This is a genomic window from Caballeronia sp. J97, assembly GCF_905220305.1.
GTDB lineage: Bacteria > Pseudomonadota > Gammaproteobacteria > Burkholderiales > Burkholderiaceae > Caballeronia.
This window is the reverse complement of the sequence record NZ_CAJMZL010000030.1, coordinates 65,727-80,643: the sequence shown is the minus strand read 5'-3', so window position 1 is coordinate 80,643 and position 14,917 is coordinate 65,727. Positions and strand designations below refer to the sequence as shown.

Below are 14,917 nucleotides of genomic sequence, written 5' to 3'. Positions count from 1 at the left end.
ATGGCAATCGTGAAAGTTAAGCCGACCTCGCCGGGTCGCCGCGCGATGGTCAAGATCGTCAACAAGGATCTGCACAAGGGCAAGCCGCACGCAGCGCTGCTCGACACGCAATCCAAGTCGGCGGGCCGTAACAACAACGGCCGTATCACCACGCGTCACCAGGGCGGCGGTCACAAGCAGCATTACCGTATCGTCGATTTCCGTCGCAACAAGGACGGCATTCCGGCAAAGGTCGAGCGTCTCGAGTACGACCCGAACCGTAGCGCGAACATCGCGCTGGTTCTGTACGCAGACGGCGAGCGCCGCTACATCATCGCGCCGAAGGGCGTGACGGTCGGCACGCAACTGCTGTCCGGCTCGGAAGCGCCGATCCGCGCAGGTAATGCACTGCCGATCCGCAACATTCCGGTCGGTACGACGATCCACTGCATCGAAATGCTGCCGGGCAAGGGCGCGCAAATGGCGCGTTCGGCTGGTACGTCGGCCATGCTGCTGGCGCGCGAAGGCGTCTACGCTCAAGTGCGTCTGCGTTCAGGCGAAATCCGCCGCGTGCACGTCGAGTGCCGCGCGACCATCGGTGAAGTCGGCAACGAAGAGCACAGCCTCCGTCAAATCGGTAAGGCTGGCGCGAATCGCTGGCGCGGTATCCGCCCGACGGTCCGTGGTGTTGCGATGAACCCGGTTGATCACCCGCACGGCGGTGGTGAAGGTAAGACGGCTGCAGGTCGCGATCCGGTGAGCCCGTGGGGCACGCCGACGAAGGGTTATCGCACCCGTAGCAACAAGCGCACGACGACGATGATCGTCCAGCGCCGTCACAAGCGTTAAGGAGTAGGCAATGACACGTTCTGCTAAAAAAGGTCCGTTCTGCGACGCTCATTTGCTGAAGAAGGTTGAGGCGGCTGCATCGACGCGTGACAAGAAGCCGATCAAGACCTGGTCGCGTCGTTCGACGATTCTGCCGGACTTCATCGGTCTGACGATCGCTGTTCACAACGGCCGTCAACACGTTCCGGTGTATGTCACGGAAAACATGGTCGGCCACAAGCTTGGCGAGTTCGCACTGACCCGTACGTTCAAGGGTCACGCGGCCGACAAGAAGGCCAAGAAATAAGGGGCAATCAAGATGGAAGTGAAAGCAATTCATCGCGGTGCCCGCATCTCGGCGCAGAAAACGCGCCTTGTGGCTGACCAGATTCGTGGTTTGCCGGTCGACAAGGCGCTGAACGTTCTGACGTTCTCGCCGAAGAAGGCGGCGGGTATCGTCAAGAAGGTCGTGCTGTCTGCGATCGCGAATGCGGAACACAACGAAGGCGCCGATATCGACGAGCTCAAGATCACGAGCATCTACGTCGACAAGGCTGCTTCGCTGAAGCGTTTCACCGCGCGCGCGAAGGGTCGCGGTAACCGCATCGAGAAGCAATCCTGTCACATCACTGTGACGGTCGGGAATTAAGGAGCCAACGATGGGACAGAAAATTCATCCGACTGGCTTCCGTTTGGCCGTCAGCCGCAATTGGGCTTCGCGTTGGTACGCGAACAACAACAATTTCGCGGCGATGTTGCAGGAAGACATCGGTGTTCGTGAATACCTGAAGAAGAAGCTGAAGAACGCTTCGGTTGGTCGCGTCGTCATCGAGCGTCCGGCGAAGAACGCGCGCATCACGATTTACAGCTCGCGTCCGGGCGTAGTCATCGGCAAGAAGGGCGAGGACATCGAATCGCTGAAGGCTGAACTGCAGAAGCGCATGGGCGTTCCGGTTCACGTCAACATCGAAGAGATCCGCAAGCCGGAAACCGATGCTCAGCTGATCGCTGACTCCATCACGCAGCAGCTCGAGCGCCGGATCATGTTCCGTCGCGCGATGAAGCGTGCGATGCAGAACGCGATGCGTCTTGGCGCCCAAGGCATCAAGATCATGAGCGCGGGCCGTCTGAACGGTATTGAAATCGCTCGTACCGAGTGGTATCGCGAAGGTCGTGTGCCCCTCCATACGCTGCGCGCCGATATCGACTACGCGACGTCGGAAGCCAAGACCACGTACGGCATCATCGGCGTGAAGGTGTGGGTCTACAAGGGCGACACCCTGGGCCGCAACGAAGCGCCGGTGGTGGAAGAAGTGGCAGAAGAAAAGCGTCCGCGCCGCAACGCACGTCCGGGTGGCGATCGCCGTCCGCGCCGTGACGGTGAAGGCGCTCCGGCTGGCGCGCGTCGTGGTGCACCCCGTCGCGCTGGCGGTGACGCGAAGACTGGAGAATAACGATGCTGCAACCGAAACGCAGAAAGTATCGCAAAGAGCAAAAGGGTCGTAACACCGGTAAGGCGACGCGCGGCAACGCGGTGTCGTTCGGCGAATACGGTCTGAAAGCTATCGGTCGCGGCCGTTTGACCGCGCGTCAAATCGAAGCAGCGCGTCGCGCAATGACGCGTCATATCAAGCGTGGCGGCCGGATCTGGATCCGTATCTTCCCGGATAAGCCGATTTCGCAAAAGCCGGCCGAAGTGCGTATGGGTAACGGTAAGGGTAACCCGGAGTACTACGTCGCTGAAATTCAACCGGGCAAGATGCTGTACGAAATGGACGGTGTCTCCGAAGAACTGGCGCGCGAAGCGTTCCGTCTGGCCGCAGCCAAGCTGCCGCTCAAGACGAACTTCGTGGTTCGTCAGCTCGGCGCCTAAGGAGTAAATGATGAAGGCAACTGAACTTCGCCAGAAAGACCAGACCGCGCTCAACAAGGAGCTGTCGGATCTGCTCAAGGCGCAATTTGGCTTGCGTATGCAACTCGCGACCCAGCAGCTCACGAACACGAGCCAGCTGAAGAAGGTCCGTCGCGACATCGCACGCGTGCGCACCGTCATGACCGAGAAGGCGAACCAGAAATGAACGATAGCGTAAAAACCTCGCTCAAGCGGACGCTGGTCGGCAAGGTCGTCAGCAACAAGATGGACAAGACGGTCACCGTTCTGGTCGAGCACCGCGTGAAGCATCCGATCTACGGCAAGTACGTCGTGCGTTCGAAGAAGTACCACGCGCATGACGACGCGAACACGTACAACGAAGGCGATCTCGTCGAAATCCAGGAAACTCGTCCGATTTCGAAGACGAAAGCTTGGGTTGTGTCGAAGCTGGTCGAAGCGGCGCGCGTGATCTAAAGCGGAAGTCGTAGGGCCGCGATGCGGTAAGTAGTTGTATCGCAGTAAGTTTCGCTTGCAAGACCGAGATTATTTGTTATAATCTCGGTCTTCCCTCTTTGTGGGAGCCCCGTCGCGGGCGAAATTGGTGGGGGAAGCCGGTTCGGGCGCCAGCCTGAGTCGACAGATTCACCGGATTGCGATGGCGGGTTTCGTCTGCCGTTGCTGCCTGTTCTAACCCAAGCAGCCATTTGGCTGACGGGACCAAGACTGACCGGCTGTGCCATGGTGGTGCAATCGGATTAAGTTGGGAAAGATAAACCATGATCCAGACCGAAACTCGGCTTGAAGTGGCCGACAACACGGGTGCGCGTGAAGTCATGTGCATCAAGGTGCTCGGCGGCTCGAAGCGTCGTTACGCAAGCATTGGCGACATCATCAAGGTGACCGTCAAAGAAGCGACGCCGCGCGGACGCGTGAAAAAGGGCGAAATCTACAACGCCGTGGTCGTTCGTACGGCCAAGGGCGTGCGTCGTCAGGATGGCTCGCTCATCAAGTTCGACGGCAATGCCGCCGTTTTGTTGAATACGAAGCTCGAGCCGATCGGCACGCGTATTTTTGGGCCGGTTACGCGTGAACTGCGTAGCGAACGATTCATGAAGATCGTTTCGCTCGCGCCGGAAGTGCTGTAAGGAGTCGCGATGAACAAGATTCGCAAGGGTGACGAAGTCATCGTCATCACCGGCAAGGACAAGGGCAAGCGCGGCACCGTGCTGGTCGTTGCGGAAGACCGTGTCACCGTCGAGGGCATCAACCTCGTCAAGAAGCACGTGAAGCCGAACCCGATGAAGGGTACGACGGGCGGTGTGGAAGCCAAAACGATGCCGCTGCATATTTCGAACGTCGCATTGGTCGACGCGAACGGCAAGGCATCGCGTGTGGGCATCAAGGTCGAAGACGGCAAGAAGGTTCGCTTCTTGAAGTCGACCGGCGCCACGCTCAACGCCTGACGCGGAGTTAAAAAATGGCTCGTCTGCAAGAGATTTACAAAGAAAAGGTTGTGCCGCAACTCGTCGAAAAGTTCGGCTACAAGTCCATCATGGAAGTGCCGCGCATCACCAAGATCACCCTTAACATGGGCCTTGGCGAAGCCGTCGCTGACAAGAAGATCATCGAAAACGCCGTGGGCGACCTGACGAAGATCGCTGGCCAGAAGCCGGTCATCACGAAGGCGCGCAAGGCAATCGCAGGCTTCAAGATTCGTCAGGGCTACCCGATCGGCGCGATGGTTACGCTGCGCGGTCAAGCGATGTACGAATTCCTCGACCGTTTCGTGACGGTTGCGCTCCCGCGTGTGCGTGACTTCCGTGGCGTGTCGGGCCGTGCATTCGACGGTCGTGGCAACTACAACATCGGTGTGAAAGAGCAGATCATTTTCCCCGAAATCGACTACGACAAGATCGACGCGCTGCGTGGGCTGAACATCAGCATCACGACCACCGCGAAGACTGACGACGAAGCAAAGGCGCTGCTCGCCGGCTTCAAGTTCCCGTTCAGAAACTGAGGTTACCGTGGCTAAACTGGCACTGATCGAACGTGAAAAGAAGCGCGCGCGCCTGGCAGCCAAGTACGCTCCGAAGCGTGCTGAGCTGAAGGCTGTGATCGACGACGCAAGCAAGTCCGACGAAGAGCGTTACCTCGCGCGTCTGGCGTTGCAACAACTGCCGCGTAACTCGAACCCCACTCGCAAGCGTAATCGCTGCGCGATCACGGGTCGTCCGCGTGGCACGTTCCGCAAGTTCGGACTCGCACGCGGCAAGATTCGTGAAATCGCTTTCCGCGGCGAAATCCCTGGCCTGACCAAGGCGAGCTGGTAATAGGAGAAACATAAATGAGCATGAGTGATCCTATCGCCGATATGCTGACTCGCATCCGCAATGCGCAGATGGTCGAGAAGGTTTCGGTGACTATGCCCTCGTCGAAAGTCAAGGTTGCGATTGCGCAGGTTTTGAAGGACGAAGGTTATATCGACGACTTCGCAGTCAAGTCGGAAGGTGCGAAGACGGAATTGAACATCGCGTTGAAGTACTACGCTGGCCGTCCGGTTATCGAGCGCCTCGAGCGCGTCTCGAAGCCCGGTCTGCGCGTGTACCGCGGTCGCAACGACATCCCGCAGGTCATGAATGGCCTCGGCGTTGCAATCGTGTCGACGCCGAAGGGTGTGATGACCGATCGCAAGGCGCGCCAGACGGGCGTCGGTGGCGAAGTCATCTGCTACGTCGCTTAACGCCTAAGGAGAAGAAACATGTCTCGAGTAGGTAAAAGCCCGATTACGCTGCCGCAAGGCGCGGAAGTGGCGATCAAGGGCGACGTCATCACCGTGAAGGGCCCGCTCGGCACGATCTCGCAACCGGCGAACAAGCTGGTTGCGGTGACGAACGAGAACGGCACCCTGAAGCTGGCTCCGACGGACGAAAGCCGCGAAGCAAACGCGATGTCCGGCACGATGCGCGCCTTGGTGGCGAACATGGTGCAGGGCGTTACCAAGGGTTTCGAGCGCAAGCTGACGCTGGTTGGCGTCGGTTATCGTGCGCAAGCGCAAGGCGACAAGCTGAACCTGTCGCTGGGTTTCTCGCACCCGGTGGTGCACCAGATGCCGGAAGGCGTCAAGGCTGAAACCCCGTCGCAGACCGAAATCGTGATCAAGGGGATCGACAAGCAGAAAGTCGGACAGACCGCAGCAGAAGTGCGCGGCTATCGTCCGCCTGAGCCGTACAAGGGCAAGGGCGTGCGCTATTCCGACGAGGTCGTGATCCTCAAAGAAACGAAGAAGAAGTAAGGGTGCGCAATCATGGATAAGACTCAATCTCGCCTGCGCCGCGCTCGTCAGACGCGTATCAAGATCGCTGAGCTGCAGGTTCCGCGTCTGGCCGTGCATCGCACGAATACGCATATCTACGCGCAAGTGTTCTCGGCATGCGGCACGAAGGTCGTGGCAAGCGCCTCGACGCTGGAAGCTGAAGTGCGCGCTGAACTGGCTGACAAGTCGGGCAAGGGCGGCAACGTCAATGCCGCGACCTTGATCGGCAAGCGTATCGCCGAAAAGGCCAAGGCAGCCGGCATCGAATCCGTCGCCTTCGACCGCTCGGGTTTCCGCTACCACGGCCGCGTCAAGGCGCTGGCTGATGCGGCGCGTGAAGCCGGGCTCAAGTTCTAAGGGAAGAATTCGTCATGGCAAAGATGCAAGCGAAAGTTCAGGCTGACGAACGCGACGACGGCCTGCGCGAAAAGATGATTTCGGTCAACCGCGTGACCAAGGTCGTGAAGGGTGGCCGTATTCTCGGCTTCGCCGCACTGACCGTGGTTGGCGACGGTGATGGCCGCGTCGGCATGGGCAAGGGCAAGGCGAAGGAAGTTCCGGTTGCCGTTCAGAAGGCAATGGAACAAGCCCGCCGCAACATGTTCAAGGTGCCCCTGAAGAACGGCACGCTGCAACACGAAGTGCACGGCAAGCACGGCGCATCGGCGGTCCTCCTCGCTCCGGCGAAGGACGGTACCGGCGTGATCGCTGGCGGCCCGATGCGCGCAGTGTTCGACGTGATGGGCGTGCAAAACGTTGTGGCCAAGAGCCACGGTTCGACGAACCCGTACAACCTCGTTCGTGCGACGCTGGACGGTCTGCGCAAGCAGTCGACCCCGGCCGACATCGCGGCGAAGCGTGGTAAGTCCGTCGAAGACATTCTGGGCTAAGGTGGGCACCATGTCTGAAAAAACTGTCAAGGTTCAGCTCGTCAAGAGCCTGATCGGGACCCGCGAAACGCACCGCGCGACGGTGCGTGGTCTCGGCCTGCGTCGCCTCAACTCGGTTTCCGAGCTGCAGGACACGCCAGCGGTGCGCGGGATGATCAACAAGGTCTCGTACCTCGTTAAGGTCATCGGCTAAGCGGCTGACCCTAGGATCCAAGGAGTTGAACATGGAATTGAATAACCTGAAGCCGGCGGAAGGCGCGAAGCACGCTAAGCGTCGCGTCGGTCGCGGTATCGGTTCGGGCCTCGGTAAGACCGCTGGCCGCGGCCACAAGGGTCAGAAATCGCGTTCGGGCGGCTTTCACAAGGTCGGCTTCGAAGGCGGTCAGATGCCTCTGCAGCGTCGTCTGCCGAAGCGAGGCTTCACCTCGCTGACGAAGGAATTCGTCGGTGAAGTGCGCCTGGCTGATCTCGAAAAGCTGCCGGTCGACGAAATCGATCTGTTGGCGCTGAAGCAAGCGGGTCTGGTCGGCGAGCTCATCAAGAGCGCGAAGATCATCAAGACCGGCGAGATCACGCGCAAGGTCACGGTGAAGGGTCTGACGGCAACGAAGGGCGCCCGTGAAGCAATCGAAGCCGCTGGCGGCTCGTTTGCCGAGTAATGCGCTTTCGCCGTTACTAGCACTAGCATCGGAGAAGGTACTTGGCTAACAGCCCGAGTCTCGCAAAAACCGGTCGGAGCGCGGCGAAATTTGGCGATCTGCGCCGGCGTGCAGTGTTTCTGCTGCTGGCGCTGATCGTCTACCGCATTGGTGCGCATATTCCGGTACCCGGCATCGATCCGGATCAACTGGCGAAGCTGTTCCAAAGCCAGTCGGGCGGCATCCTCGGCATGTTCAACATGTTCTCGGGTGGCGCGCTGTCGCGATTCACGATCTTTGCGCTGGGCATCATGCCCTACATTTCGGCGTCGATCATCATGCAGTTGTTGTCGATCGTGTCGCCGCAGATGGAGGCGTTGAAGAAGGAAGGGCAGGCGGGACAACGGAAGATCACGCAGTACACGCGTATCTTCACGGTGGTTCTGGCGACCTTCCAGGCGTTCGGCATCGCGGTCGCGCTGGAGAACCAGCCGGCTCTCGTGCTGGACCCCGGCATGGTGTTCCGTCTGACGACGGTGGTCACGCTGGTGACGGGCACGATGTTCCTGATGTGGCTCGGTGAGCAGATCACGGAGCGCGGTCTCGGCAACGGCATCTCGATCATCATCTTCGGTGGTATCGCGGCGGGTTTCCCGAATGCGATCGGTGGTCTGTTCGAGCTGGTTCGCACCGGTTCGATGAGCATCATCTCGGCGATCATCATCGTCGTGTTGATCGCGGCGGTCACGTATCTGGTCGTGTTCATCGAACGCGGTCAGCGCAAGATCCTCGTGAACTACGCGAAGCGCCAGGTCGGTAACAAGATTTACGGCGGACAGTCGTCTCATCTGCCGCTGAAGTTGAACATGTCGGGTGTGATTCCGCCGATCTTCGCGTCGTCGATCATCCTCTTCCCGGCAACCATCCTGAACTGGTTCAGTTCGGGTACGCGCACCAACTGGTTCGCGAACACGCTGCACAATGTGGCCGAGGCCCTGAAGCCCGGTCAACCCGTGTACGTGCTGCTGTATGCGTTGGCGATCGTCTTCTTCTGCTTCTTCTACACCGCACTGGTGTTCAACAGCCGGGAGACCGCCGACAACTTGAAGAAGAGCGGTGCTTTCGTTCCGGGTATCCGTCCGGGCGATCAGACTGCACGGTATATCGACCGCATCCTCACGCGTCTCACGCTGGCTGGTGCGATCTACATCGTATTCGTGTGCCTGCTGCCTGAGTTTCTGGTGTTGCGCTGGAACGTGCCGTTTTATTTTGGTGGAACGTCGCTGCTGATCATTGTCGTCGTCACGATGGACTTCATGGCTCAGGTGCAGTCGTACGTTATGTCGCAACAATATGAATCGCTACTCAAGAAGGCAAACTTCAAGGGTGGCAACGTCCCGATGCGTTAATAAGGACTATGGCCAAAGACGATGTTATCCAGATGCAGGGTGAGGTCATCGAAAACCTTCCCAACGCTACTTTCCGGGTGAAATTGGAAAATGGCCATGTCGTCCTGGGACATATTTCCGGAAAGATGCGGATGCACTACATCCGCATTCTGCCGGGCGACAAGGTTACGGTTGAATTGACGCCTTACGATCTGTCTCGTGCGCGGATCGTGTTCCGGGCGAAGTGATTTGAAAAAAGGGTAATATCATGAAAGTGATGGCATCGGTTAAGCGCATTTGCCGCAATTGCAAGATCATCAAGCGCAAGGGCGTTGTGCGCGTGATTTGCAGCTCTGATCCGCGCCACAAACAGCGTCAAGGCTGAACGCCGCGCTTTTGCTTGCGCTTTTTGTTTGAGGAAAAACAATGGCTCGTATCGCAGGGGTTAACATCCCGAATCACCAGCATACCGAGATCGGCCTGACGGCAATCTTCGGCATCGGTCGCACGCGCTCGCGCGGCATTTGCACCGCCGCTGGTGTGGAATTTTCGAAGAAGGTCAAGGACCTTACCGACGCAGACCTCGAAAAGCTGCGTGACGAAGTAGGCAAGTTCATCGTCGAAGGCGACCTTCGCCGTGAAGTGACGATGAACATCAAGCGCCTGATGGACTTGGGTTGCTACCGCGGCATGCGCCATCGCAAGGGCCTGCCCCTGCGTGGCCAGCGTACGCGCACGAATGCCCGTACGCGCAAGGGTCCGCGTCGTGCAGCGCAATCGCTGAAGAAGTAAGCGGAACTGACAGTTACAGGAAAACGTAATGGCTAAGGCTTCGAACAACTCCGCGGCGCAACGCGTTCGCAAGAAGGTCAAGAAGAACGTCGCCGAGGGCGTGGTTCACGTTCACGCGTCGTTCAACAACACCATTATCACGATCACCGACCGTCAAGGTAACGCGCTGGCATGGGCGACCTCGGGCGGTCAGGGCTTCAAGGGTTCGCGTAAGTCGACCCCCTTTGCAGCTCAGGTCGCAGCCGAGTCGGCTGGCCGCGTGGCAATGGAATACGGCGTGAAGAACCTCGAAGTGCGGATCAAGGGCCCTGGTCCTGGCCGCGAATCGGCGGTGCGCGCGTTGCATGGTCTTGGCATCAAGATCACCGCGATCTCCGACGTGACGCCGGTCCCGCACAACGGCTGCCGTCCGCCGAAGCGCCGTCGTATCTAATACGTCGACGCAACCGCATGTTGCCTGTCGATGCGCAAGTATCGGCGGGTTTCGTGCGTTAGTAAGTTTTAACTAAGCCCACCGTTCGACCCAAAGGGTTCGGACTAGCGCAGACGAAAGTGTGCGTGATCAATATTTAAGGATGCAACGTGGCACGCTATACCGGTCCCAAAGCCAAGCTGTCCCGCCGTGAAGGCACTGATCTGTTCCTGAAGAGCGCACGCCGCTCCCTCGCTGACAAGTGCAAGCTCGACAGCAAGCCCGGCCAACATGGCCGCACTTCGGGCGCACGTACGTCCGACTACGGTACCCAGTTGCGCGAAAAGCAAAAAGTGAAGCGTATCTACGGTGTGCTGGAGCGTCAGTTCCGCCGCTACTTCGCTGAAGCCGATCGCCGCAAGGGCCCGACGGGTGAAAACCTGCTGCAACTGCTCGAGTCGCGCCTCGACAACGTCGTCTATCGCATGGGCTTCGGTTCGACGCGCGCTGAAGCGCGTCAGCTCGTGAGCCACAAGGCGATCATGGTCAACGGCCAAGTCGCGAACATCCCGTCGCTTCAAGTGAAGTCGGGCGACGTCGTGGCCGTGCGCGAGCAGTCGCGCAAGCAGGCTCGTATCGTCGAAGCGCTCTCGCTGGCCGAGCAAGGCGGTATGCCGAGCTGGGTTTCCGTCGACGCGAAGAAGTTCGAAGGTACGTTCAAGTCGATGCCCGAGCGTAGCGACATCGCTGGCGACATCAACGAAAGCCTGATCGTCGAATTGTATTCGCGTTAATCGCGGCGGTAATGGATGGACAGCCGGGGAGCCTGATTGCTCGTGGCAAGGGGTGGCCTCGGCTGTTTATTTTCAGGTTGTTACCGGTCAGCCTTATCGGTGTAACGAGCCGAGGGTATTGAAAAGGAAAACCTATGCAAACCAGTTTGTTGAAGCCCAAGATCATTGCAGTTGAATCGCTTGGTGAGAACCATGCGAAAGTGGTTATGGAGCCGTTCGAACGCGGCTATGGCCACACCTTGGGTAACGCGCTTCGGCGCGTGCTGCTGTCGTCGATGATCGGCTACGCGCCGACCGAAGTGACGATCGCAGGCGTCGTGCACGAATACTCGACGCTCGATGGTGTGCAAGAGGATGTGGTCAACCTGCTGTTGAACCTGAAGGGTGTCGTCTTCAAGCTGCACAACCGCGACGAAGTCACGGTGACGCTGCGCAAGGAAGGCGAAGGCGTTGTCACGGCCGGCGATATCGAACTCGCGCATGACTGCGAGGTCATCAATCCGGAGCACGTGGTCGCTCACCTGTCGAAGGGCGGCAAGCTCGACGTTCAGATCAAGATCGAGAAGGGCCGCGGCTATGTGCCGGGCAACGTGCGCCGTTACGGCGAAGAGTCGGCGAAGATCATCGGCCGCATCGTGCTGGACGCATCGTTCTCGCCGGTGCGCCGCGTGAGCTACGCCGTCGAAAGCGCGCGTGTCGAACAGCGTACCGATCTCGACAAGCTCGTGATGAACATCGAGACCAACGGCGTGATTTCGCCGGAAGAAGCGATCCGTCAATCGGCTCGCATTCTGGTCGATCAGTTGTCGGTGTTCGCAGCGCTGGAAGGCACGGAAGCGGCAGCGGAAGCGCCGTCGCGCGCGCCGCAGATCGATCCGATCCTGCTGCGTCCGGTGGACGACCTCGAACTCACGGTTCGTTCCGCGAACTGCCTGAAGGCCGAGAACATCTACTACATCGGCGATCTGATCCAGCGCACGGAAAACGAACTGCTGAAGACGCCGAACCTGGGCCGCAAGTCGCTGAACGAAATCAAGGAAGTCCTGGCTTCGCGCGGTCTGACGCTCGGTATGAAGCTCGAAAACTGGCCGCCGGCTGGTCTCGACAAGTAACTCGAAGGTCGAAGGCGTTACTGGCAAAGACGCGGATTTTCCTTTAAAATCCGCGTCTTGCTTTTTCTCTGACCGGCCCGTGCTCCCCAAATAGGGCGCAATAGAAGAGCTGGATCAAAACTCGTTAAAGGAACTGAAAATGCGTCACAAGCATGGTCTGCGGAAACTGAACCGCACGAGCAGCCATCGTCTGGCAATGCTCCGCAATATGTCGAATTCGCTCATCGAGCACGAAGTCATCAAGACGACGCTGCCGAAGGCCAAGGAACTGCGCAAGGTCGTCGAGCCCCTCATCACGCTGGGCAAGAAGCCGTCGCTCGCGAACCGCCGTCTGGCGTTCAACCGCCTGCGCGATCGTGATTCCGTCGCGAAGCTGTTCGACGTCCTCGGCCCGCGCTACGCAAACCGTCCGGGCGGCTACCTCAGCATCCTGAAGTTCGGTTTCCGCGTCGGCGACAACGCTCCGATGGCGCTGGTCCAGTTGATGGATCGCCCGGAAGTCGAAGAAACGGAAGAAGTGCAAGAAGCGGAATAAATTCCGTTTTCGGTTGTTGACGAAAAGGCCAGGCTCCAAGCCTGGCCTTTTCGCTTTCCGACTGCGGCGTTTCAGCGCACCGGAGTGTAAAAGTGCGTGTCCGCCGCCGATGCTACGATATGCAATTAGCCTGCCGCAGTTTTCCGGAGTGCCTCGAGTGAACGTCCCCGTCGTTTTGATGTTGTCCACGCTGCCCGACGCCGCCGCAGCCGATGCGCTCGCGAAAGCAGCCCTGGACGAGCGACTCGCCGCGTGCGTGACGAACCTCGGCGCGGTGTCGTCGCAGTATCACTGGAAGGGCGGGCTTGAGTTGTCGCAGGAAGTGCAGGTGTTGTTCAAGACGAGCACCGCGCGGAGTGTGGAGTTGCAGCGCTTCGTCGAGACTCGGCATCCGTATGAAACACCCGAGATCCTGATCTGGCAGGTGGATGCATCGCCGGGCTACGGTCAGTGGATCAACGCAGAAACGCAGCGTCCTCTTCATGTTTGAGCTTTCTCGTCTCATCGGGCGGCGATTTATCGGCGCGTTCCTGTTCCTCGCGGCGTTCGCGTTGCTGTCGGGCGCCGCGCGCGCTGCCGACGATTTCCTCGATCCCGACGTCGCGTTCAAATTCAGCGCATCGGAAAAGCCGGGCGAAGTGGACGTGCGCTACAAGATCGCGGACGGCTATTACATGTACCGTGAGCGCTTCGCGTTCGCGGTGAAGAGCGGCGACGCGACAATCGGCGCCGCGCAGCTTCCGGCCGGAAAGGTCCACTTCGATCAGACGTTCAACAAGGATGTCGAGACATATCGCGGGGTGTTGATCATTCGCATTCCGGTGACGAAAGCCAATGGTCCGTTCGAACTGGCGGTGACGTCGCAGGGCTGCGCGGATGGCGGCATCTGCTATCCGCCGATGGAGAAGACGTATCGCGTGCGCGGGGACGCGCTTCAGTCCGCGAGCGCAGCGCCCACCGCGGCGACGGCCGCCAACACGGGCGACTCCTGGCTGGAGCGCGCGACCAGCGCGGACTACGCGCAATCGATGCTCGAAGGCGGCGGATTCTTCACCGTCGTCGGACTGTATTTCCTCGCGGGCATGGTGCTGAGTCTCTTGCCGTGCTCGTATCCGATGATCCCGATCCTGTCCGCCATCATCGTCGGAGAAGGCGCGAGGGTGACGCGTTCGCGCGGATTTGCGCTGTCCGTTTCGTATGTGATCGGCATGGCGCTCGTCTATACCGTGCTCGGTATCGCCGCCGCGCTGATCGGACAAAGTCTCGGCGCCTGGCTGCAGAATCCGTGGGTGCTCGGCGCGTTCGGCGTGCTGCTCGCGGTGTTTGCCGTCGCGTTGATTTCGGGTATTGATATCGCGCTGCCCGAACGCTGGCAAAGCGGCGTCAACGAGGCATCGCAGAAACGCGGCGGTGGCAAGTTCGCTGCGGTCGCAGTCATGGGCGCGCTGTCGGCGCTCGTTGTCGGTGCGTGCATGACCGCGCCCCTTTTCGCGGTGCTCGCGTTCATTGCGCATACAGGCAACGCGGTGCTCGGCGGCGCGGCGCTCTTCGCGATGGGCATCGGGCTCGGCGTGCCGCTGCTGATGCTCGGACTGGGCGCGGGTGCGATTCTCCCTCGCGCAGGCGCGTGGATGGACGGCGTGAAGGTGTTTTTCGGCGTGGTCTTGCTCGCGGCCGCGTTGTGGATCGTGTGGCCGGTCATCGGCGGCATTGCGCAAATGCTGCTCGCGGCGCTTTGGTTGTTGATCGCGGCTGCATCGCTCGGATTGTTCTCGTCGGGCGCGGCGACGCCCGTCGGCGTCTGGAAGCGGCTCGGGCGCGGGCTCGGCGCGGCATTCGCAATCTGGGCGGCGACCCTGCTCGTCGGTCTGGCTGCGGGTTCGACGGATCCGCTCCGTCCGCTCGCCATCCTGGCTTCGCGAGGCGGGTCGGCGACGTCGGCGTCTGTGCAAGGGCCGACTTTCGCTCCGGTGCGTTCATCCGCTGAACTGGACTCGGCGGTCAAAGCCGCGGCGCGCCCCGCGATGCTCGACTTCTATGCCGATTGGTGCGTGTCATGCAAGGAAATGGAGAAGCTGACTTTCTCCGATGCCCGCGTGCAGGCGCGTCTCGCGCAACTGAACCTTCTGCGCGCGGACGTGACCGCCAACAATACGAACGACCAGATTCTGCTCAGACGTTTCAAGCTGTTCGGTCCGCCCGGCATCATCTTCTTCGATGCGCAAGGCAACGAAGTCGCCCGCGTGGTCGGCTACGAATCGGCAGATACGTTCCTGAAAAGTCTCGACAAGGTCGGTTCTTCGAACGGGTAAGAAAAAGGGCGATGTCGTAAAACATCGCCCTTCTCGCAACTCAGCCAAGAG

At 59.7% G+C, this 14,917-nt stretch carries 27 protein-coding genes; all 27 read left to right on the top strand.

The genetic code is table 11. The annotated features are described in order from the left end of the window. On the top strand, nt 1-828 hold the full coding sequence (gene rplB, locus U4Y90_RS28985) for a 50S ribosomal protein L2 (RefSeq protein ID WP_321799794.1): 828 nt from the start codon (nt 1-3) through the stop codon (nt 826-828). 10 nt (nt 829-838) lie between these two features. Further along, entirely contained in the window at nt 839-1,114 is a 276-nt protein-coding gene (gene rpsS / locus U4Y90_RS28980) for a 30S ribosomal protein S19 (protein WP_008343850.1), read from the top strand. 12 nt (nt 1,115-1,126) lie between these two features. Further along, nucleotides 1,127-1,456 carry a 50S ribosomal protein L22 gene (gene rplV, locus U4Y90_RS28975; RefSeq protein WP_007730533.1) on the top strand — a complete coding sequence of 110 codons (330 nt, stop codon included), beginning with the start codon at nt 1,127-1,129 and terminating at the stop codon, nt 1,454-1,456. Between the two features lie 10 nt (nt 1,457-1,466). Then, nucleotides 1,467-2,261, top strand: coding sequence for a 30S ribosomal protein S3 (gene rpsC, locus U4Y90_RS28970; protein WP_035506762.1), 795 nt, complete (start codon nt 1,467-1,469; stop codon nt 2,259-2,261). 2 nt (nt 2,262-2,263) lie between these two features. After that, nucleotides 2,264-2,680 carry a 50S ribosomal protein L16 gene (gene rplP / locus U4Y90_RS28965; RefSeq protein ID WP_008343852.1) on the top strand — a complete coding sequence of 139 codons (417 nt, stop codon included), beginning with the start codon at nt 2,264-2,266 and terminating at the stop codon, nt 2,678-2,680. Between the two features lie 10 nt (nt 2,681-2,690). Next, nucleotides 2,691-2,885 carry a 50S ribosomal protein L29 gene (gene rpmC, locus U4Y90_RS28960; RefSeq protein WP_321799823.1) on the top strand — a complete coding sequence of 65 codons (195 nt, stop codon included), beginning with the start codon at nt 2,691-2,693 and terminating at the stop codon, nt 2,883-2,885. Next, nucleotides 2,882-3,154 (top strand): 30S ribosomal protein S17, encoded by a 273-nt coding sequence (rpsQ, locus tag U4Y90_RS28955; protein WP_008343854.1) that lies wholly within the window; start codon nt 2,882-2,884, stop codon nt 3,152-3,154. The genes rpmC and rpsQ overlap by 4 nt, the downstream gene beginning before the upstream one ends. 302 nt (nt 3,155-3,456) lie before the next feature. After that, entirely contained in the window at nt 3,457-3,825 is a 369-nt protein-coding gene (gene rplN / locus U4Y90_RS28950; protein WP_006998478.1) for a 50S ribosomal protein L14, read from the top strand. Between the two features lie 9 nt (nt 3,826-3,834). Then, nucleotides 3,835-4,143, top strand: a complete 309-nt coding sequence (gene rplX / locus U4Y90_RS28945; RefSeq protein ID WP_035967607.1) for a 50S ribosomal protein L24 — start codon at nt 3,835-3,837, stop codon at nt 4,141-4,143. A 14-nt stretch (nt 4,144-4,157) separates the two neighbouring features. Beyond that, a complete protein-coding gene (gene rplE / locus U4Y90_RS28940) occupies nt 4,158-4,697 on the top strand; it encodes a 50S ribosomal protein L5 (protein WP_087049859.1) in 540 nt (179 codons plus the stop codon). Between the two features lie 7 nt (nt 4,698-4,704). Continuing rightward, nucleotides 4,705-5,010, top strand: coding sequence for a 30S ribosomal protein S14 (rpsN, locus tag U4Y90_RS28935; RefSeq protein WP_008343864.1), 306 nt, complete (start codon nt 4,705-4,707; stop codon nt 5,008-5,010). Between the two features lie 14 nt (nt 5,011-5,024). Further along, nucleotides 5,025-5,420: a 30S ribosomal protein S8 gene (gene rpsH, locus U4Y90_RS28930; protein WP_321799790.1), complete on the top strand. Its 396-nt coding sequence runs from the start codon at nt 5,025-5,027 to the stop codon at nt 5,418-5,420. 18 nt (nt 5,421-5,438) lie between these two features. Further along, complete coding sequence (gene rplF / locus U4Y90_RS28925) at nt 5,439-5,972, top strand: 50S ribosomal protein L6 (protein WP_061163565.1); 534 nt, start codon at nt 5,439-5,441, stop codon at nt 5,970-5,972. A gap of 12 nt (nt 5,973-5,984) precedes the next feature. After that, nucleotides 5,985-6,350: a 50S ribosomal protein L18 gene (gene rplR, locus U4Y90_RS28920; protein WP_008343872.1), complete on the top strand. Its 366-nt coding sequence runs from the start codon at nt 5,985-5,987 to the stop codon at nt 6,348-6,350. 14 nt (nt 6,351-6,364) lie between these two features. After that, entirely contained in the window at nt 6,365-6,883 is a 519-nt protein-coding gene (gene rpsE / locus U4Y90_RS28915) for a 30S ribosomal protein S5 (protein WP_061170928.1), read from the top strand. Nucleotides 6,884-6,893: 10 nt separating this feature from the next. Beyond that, nucleotides 6,894-7,076 carry a 50S ribosomal protein L30 gene (gene rpmD / locus U4Y90_RS28910; protein WP_010106952.1) on the top strand — a complete coding sequence of 61 codons (183 nt, stop codon included), beginning with the start codon at nt 6,894-6,896 and terminating at the stop codon, nt 7,074-7,076. A 31-nt stretch (nt 7,077-7,107) separates the two neighbouring features. Then, nucleotides 7,108-7,542: a 50S ribosomal protein L15 gene (gene rplO, locus U4Y90_RS28905; protein WP_008343934.1), complete on the top strand. Its 435-nt coding sequence runs from the start codon at nt 7,108-7,110 to the stop codon at nt 7,540-7,542. A gap of 41 nt (nt 7,543-7,583) precedes the next feature. Further along, nucleotides 7,584-8,930 carry a preprotein translocase subunit SecY gene (secY, locus tag U4Y90_RS28900; protein WP_008343935.1) on the top strand — a complete coding sequence of 449 codons (1,347 nt, stop codon included), beginning with the start codon at nt 7,584-7,586 and terminating at the stop codon, nt 8,928-8,930. 8 nt (nt 8,931-8,938) lie between these two features. Then, nucleotides 8,939-9,157: a translation initiation factor IF-1 gene (gene infA, locus U4Y90_RS28895; protein WP_004521905.1), complete on the top strand. Its 219-nt coding sequence runs from the start codon at nt 8,939-8,941 to the stop codon at nt 9,155-9,157. A 20-nt stretch (nt 9,158-9,177) separates the two neighbouring features. Then, on the top strand, nt 9,178-9,294 hold the full coding sequence (rpmJ, locus tag U4Y90_RS28890; RefSeq protein ID WP_004199844.1) for a 50S ribosomal protein L36: 117 nt from the start codon (nt 9,178-9,180) through the stop codon (nt 9,292-9,294). Nucleotides 9,295-9,335: 41 nt separating this feature from the next. Next, nucleotides 9,336-9,701 carry a 30S ribosomal protein S13 gene (rpsM, locus tag U4Y90_RS28885; RefSeq protein ID WP_008344037.1) on the top strand — a complete coding sequence of 122 codons (366 nt, stop codon included), beginning with the start codon at nt 9,336-9,338 and terminating at the stop codon, nt 9,699-9,701. A gap of 28 nt (nt 9,702-9,729) precedes the next feature. Next, nucleotides 9,730-10,134, top strand: a complete 405-nt coding sequence (gene rpsK / locus U4Y90_RS28880) for a 30S ribosomal protein S11 (RefSeq protein ID WP_006052224.1) — start codon at nt 9,730-9,732, stop codon at nt 10,132-10,134. Nucleotides 10,135-10,283: 149 nt separating this feature from the next. Beyond that, nucleotides 10,284-10,907, top strand: a complete 624-nt coding sequence (gene rpsD, locus U4Y90_RS28875) for a 30S ribosomal protein S4 (RefSeq protein ID WP_321799787.1) — start codon at nt 10,284-10,286, stop codon at nt 10,905-10,907. A 134-nt stretch (nt 10,908-11,041) separates the two neighbouring features. Next, nucleotides 11,042-12,019: a DNA-directed RNA polymerase subunit alpha gene (locus U4Y90_RS28870; protein ID WP_044041638.1), complete on the top strand. Its 978-nt coding sequence runs from the start codon at nt 11,042-11,044 to the stop codon at nt 12,017-12,019. A 139-nt stretch (nt 12,020-12,158) separates the two neighbouring features. Continuing rightward, nucleotides 12,159-12,554 carry a 50S ribosomal protein L17 gene (rplQ, locus tag U4Y90_RS28865; protein WP_008344047.1) on the top strand — a complete coding sequence of 132 codons (396 nt, stop codon included), beginning with the start codon at nt 12,159-12,161 and terminating at the stop codon, nt 12,552-12,554. A gap of 157 nt (nt 12,555-12,711) precedes the next feature. Then, a complete protein-coding gene (gene cutA / locus U4Y90_RS28860; protein WP_321799785.1) occupies nt 12,712-13,044 on the top strand; it encodes a divalent-cation tolerance protein CutA in 333 nt (110 codons plus the stop codon). Continuing rightward, entirely contained in the window at nt 13,037-14,866 is a 1,830-nt protein-coding gene (dsbD, locus tag U4Y90_RS28855; protein WP_321799783.1) for a protein-disulfide reductase DsbD, read from the top strand. Before cutA ends, dsbD begins: the two co-directional genes overlap by 8 nt. The last annotated feature ends 51 nt before the right edge of the window (nt 14,867-14,917 follow it).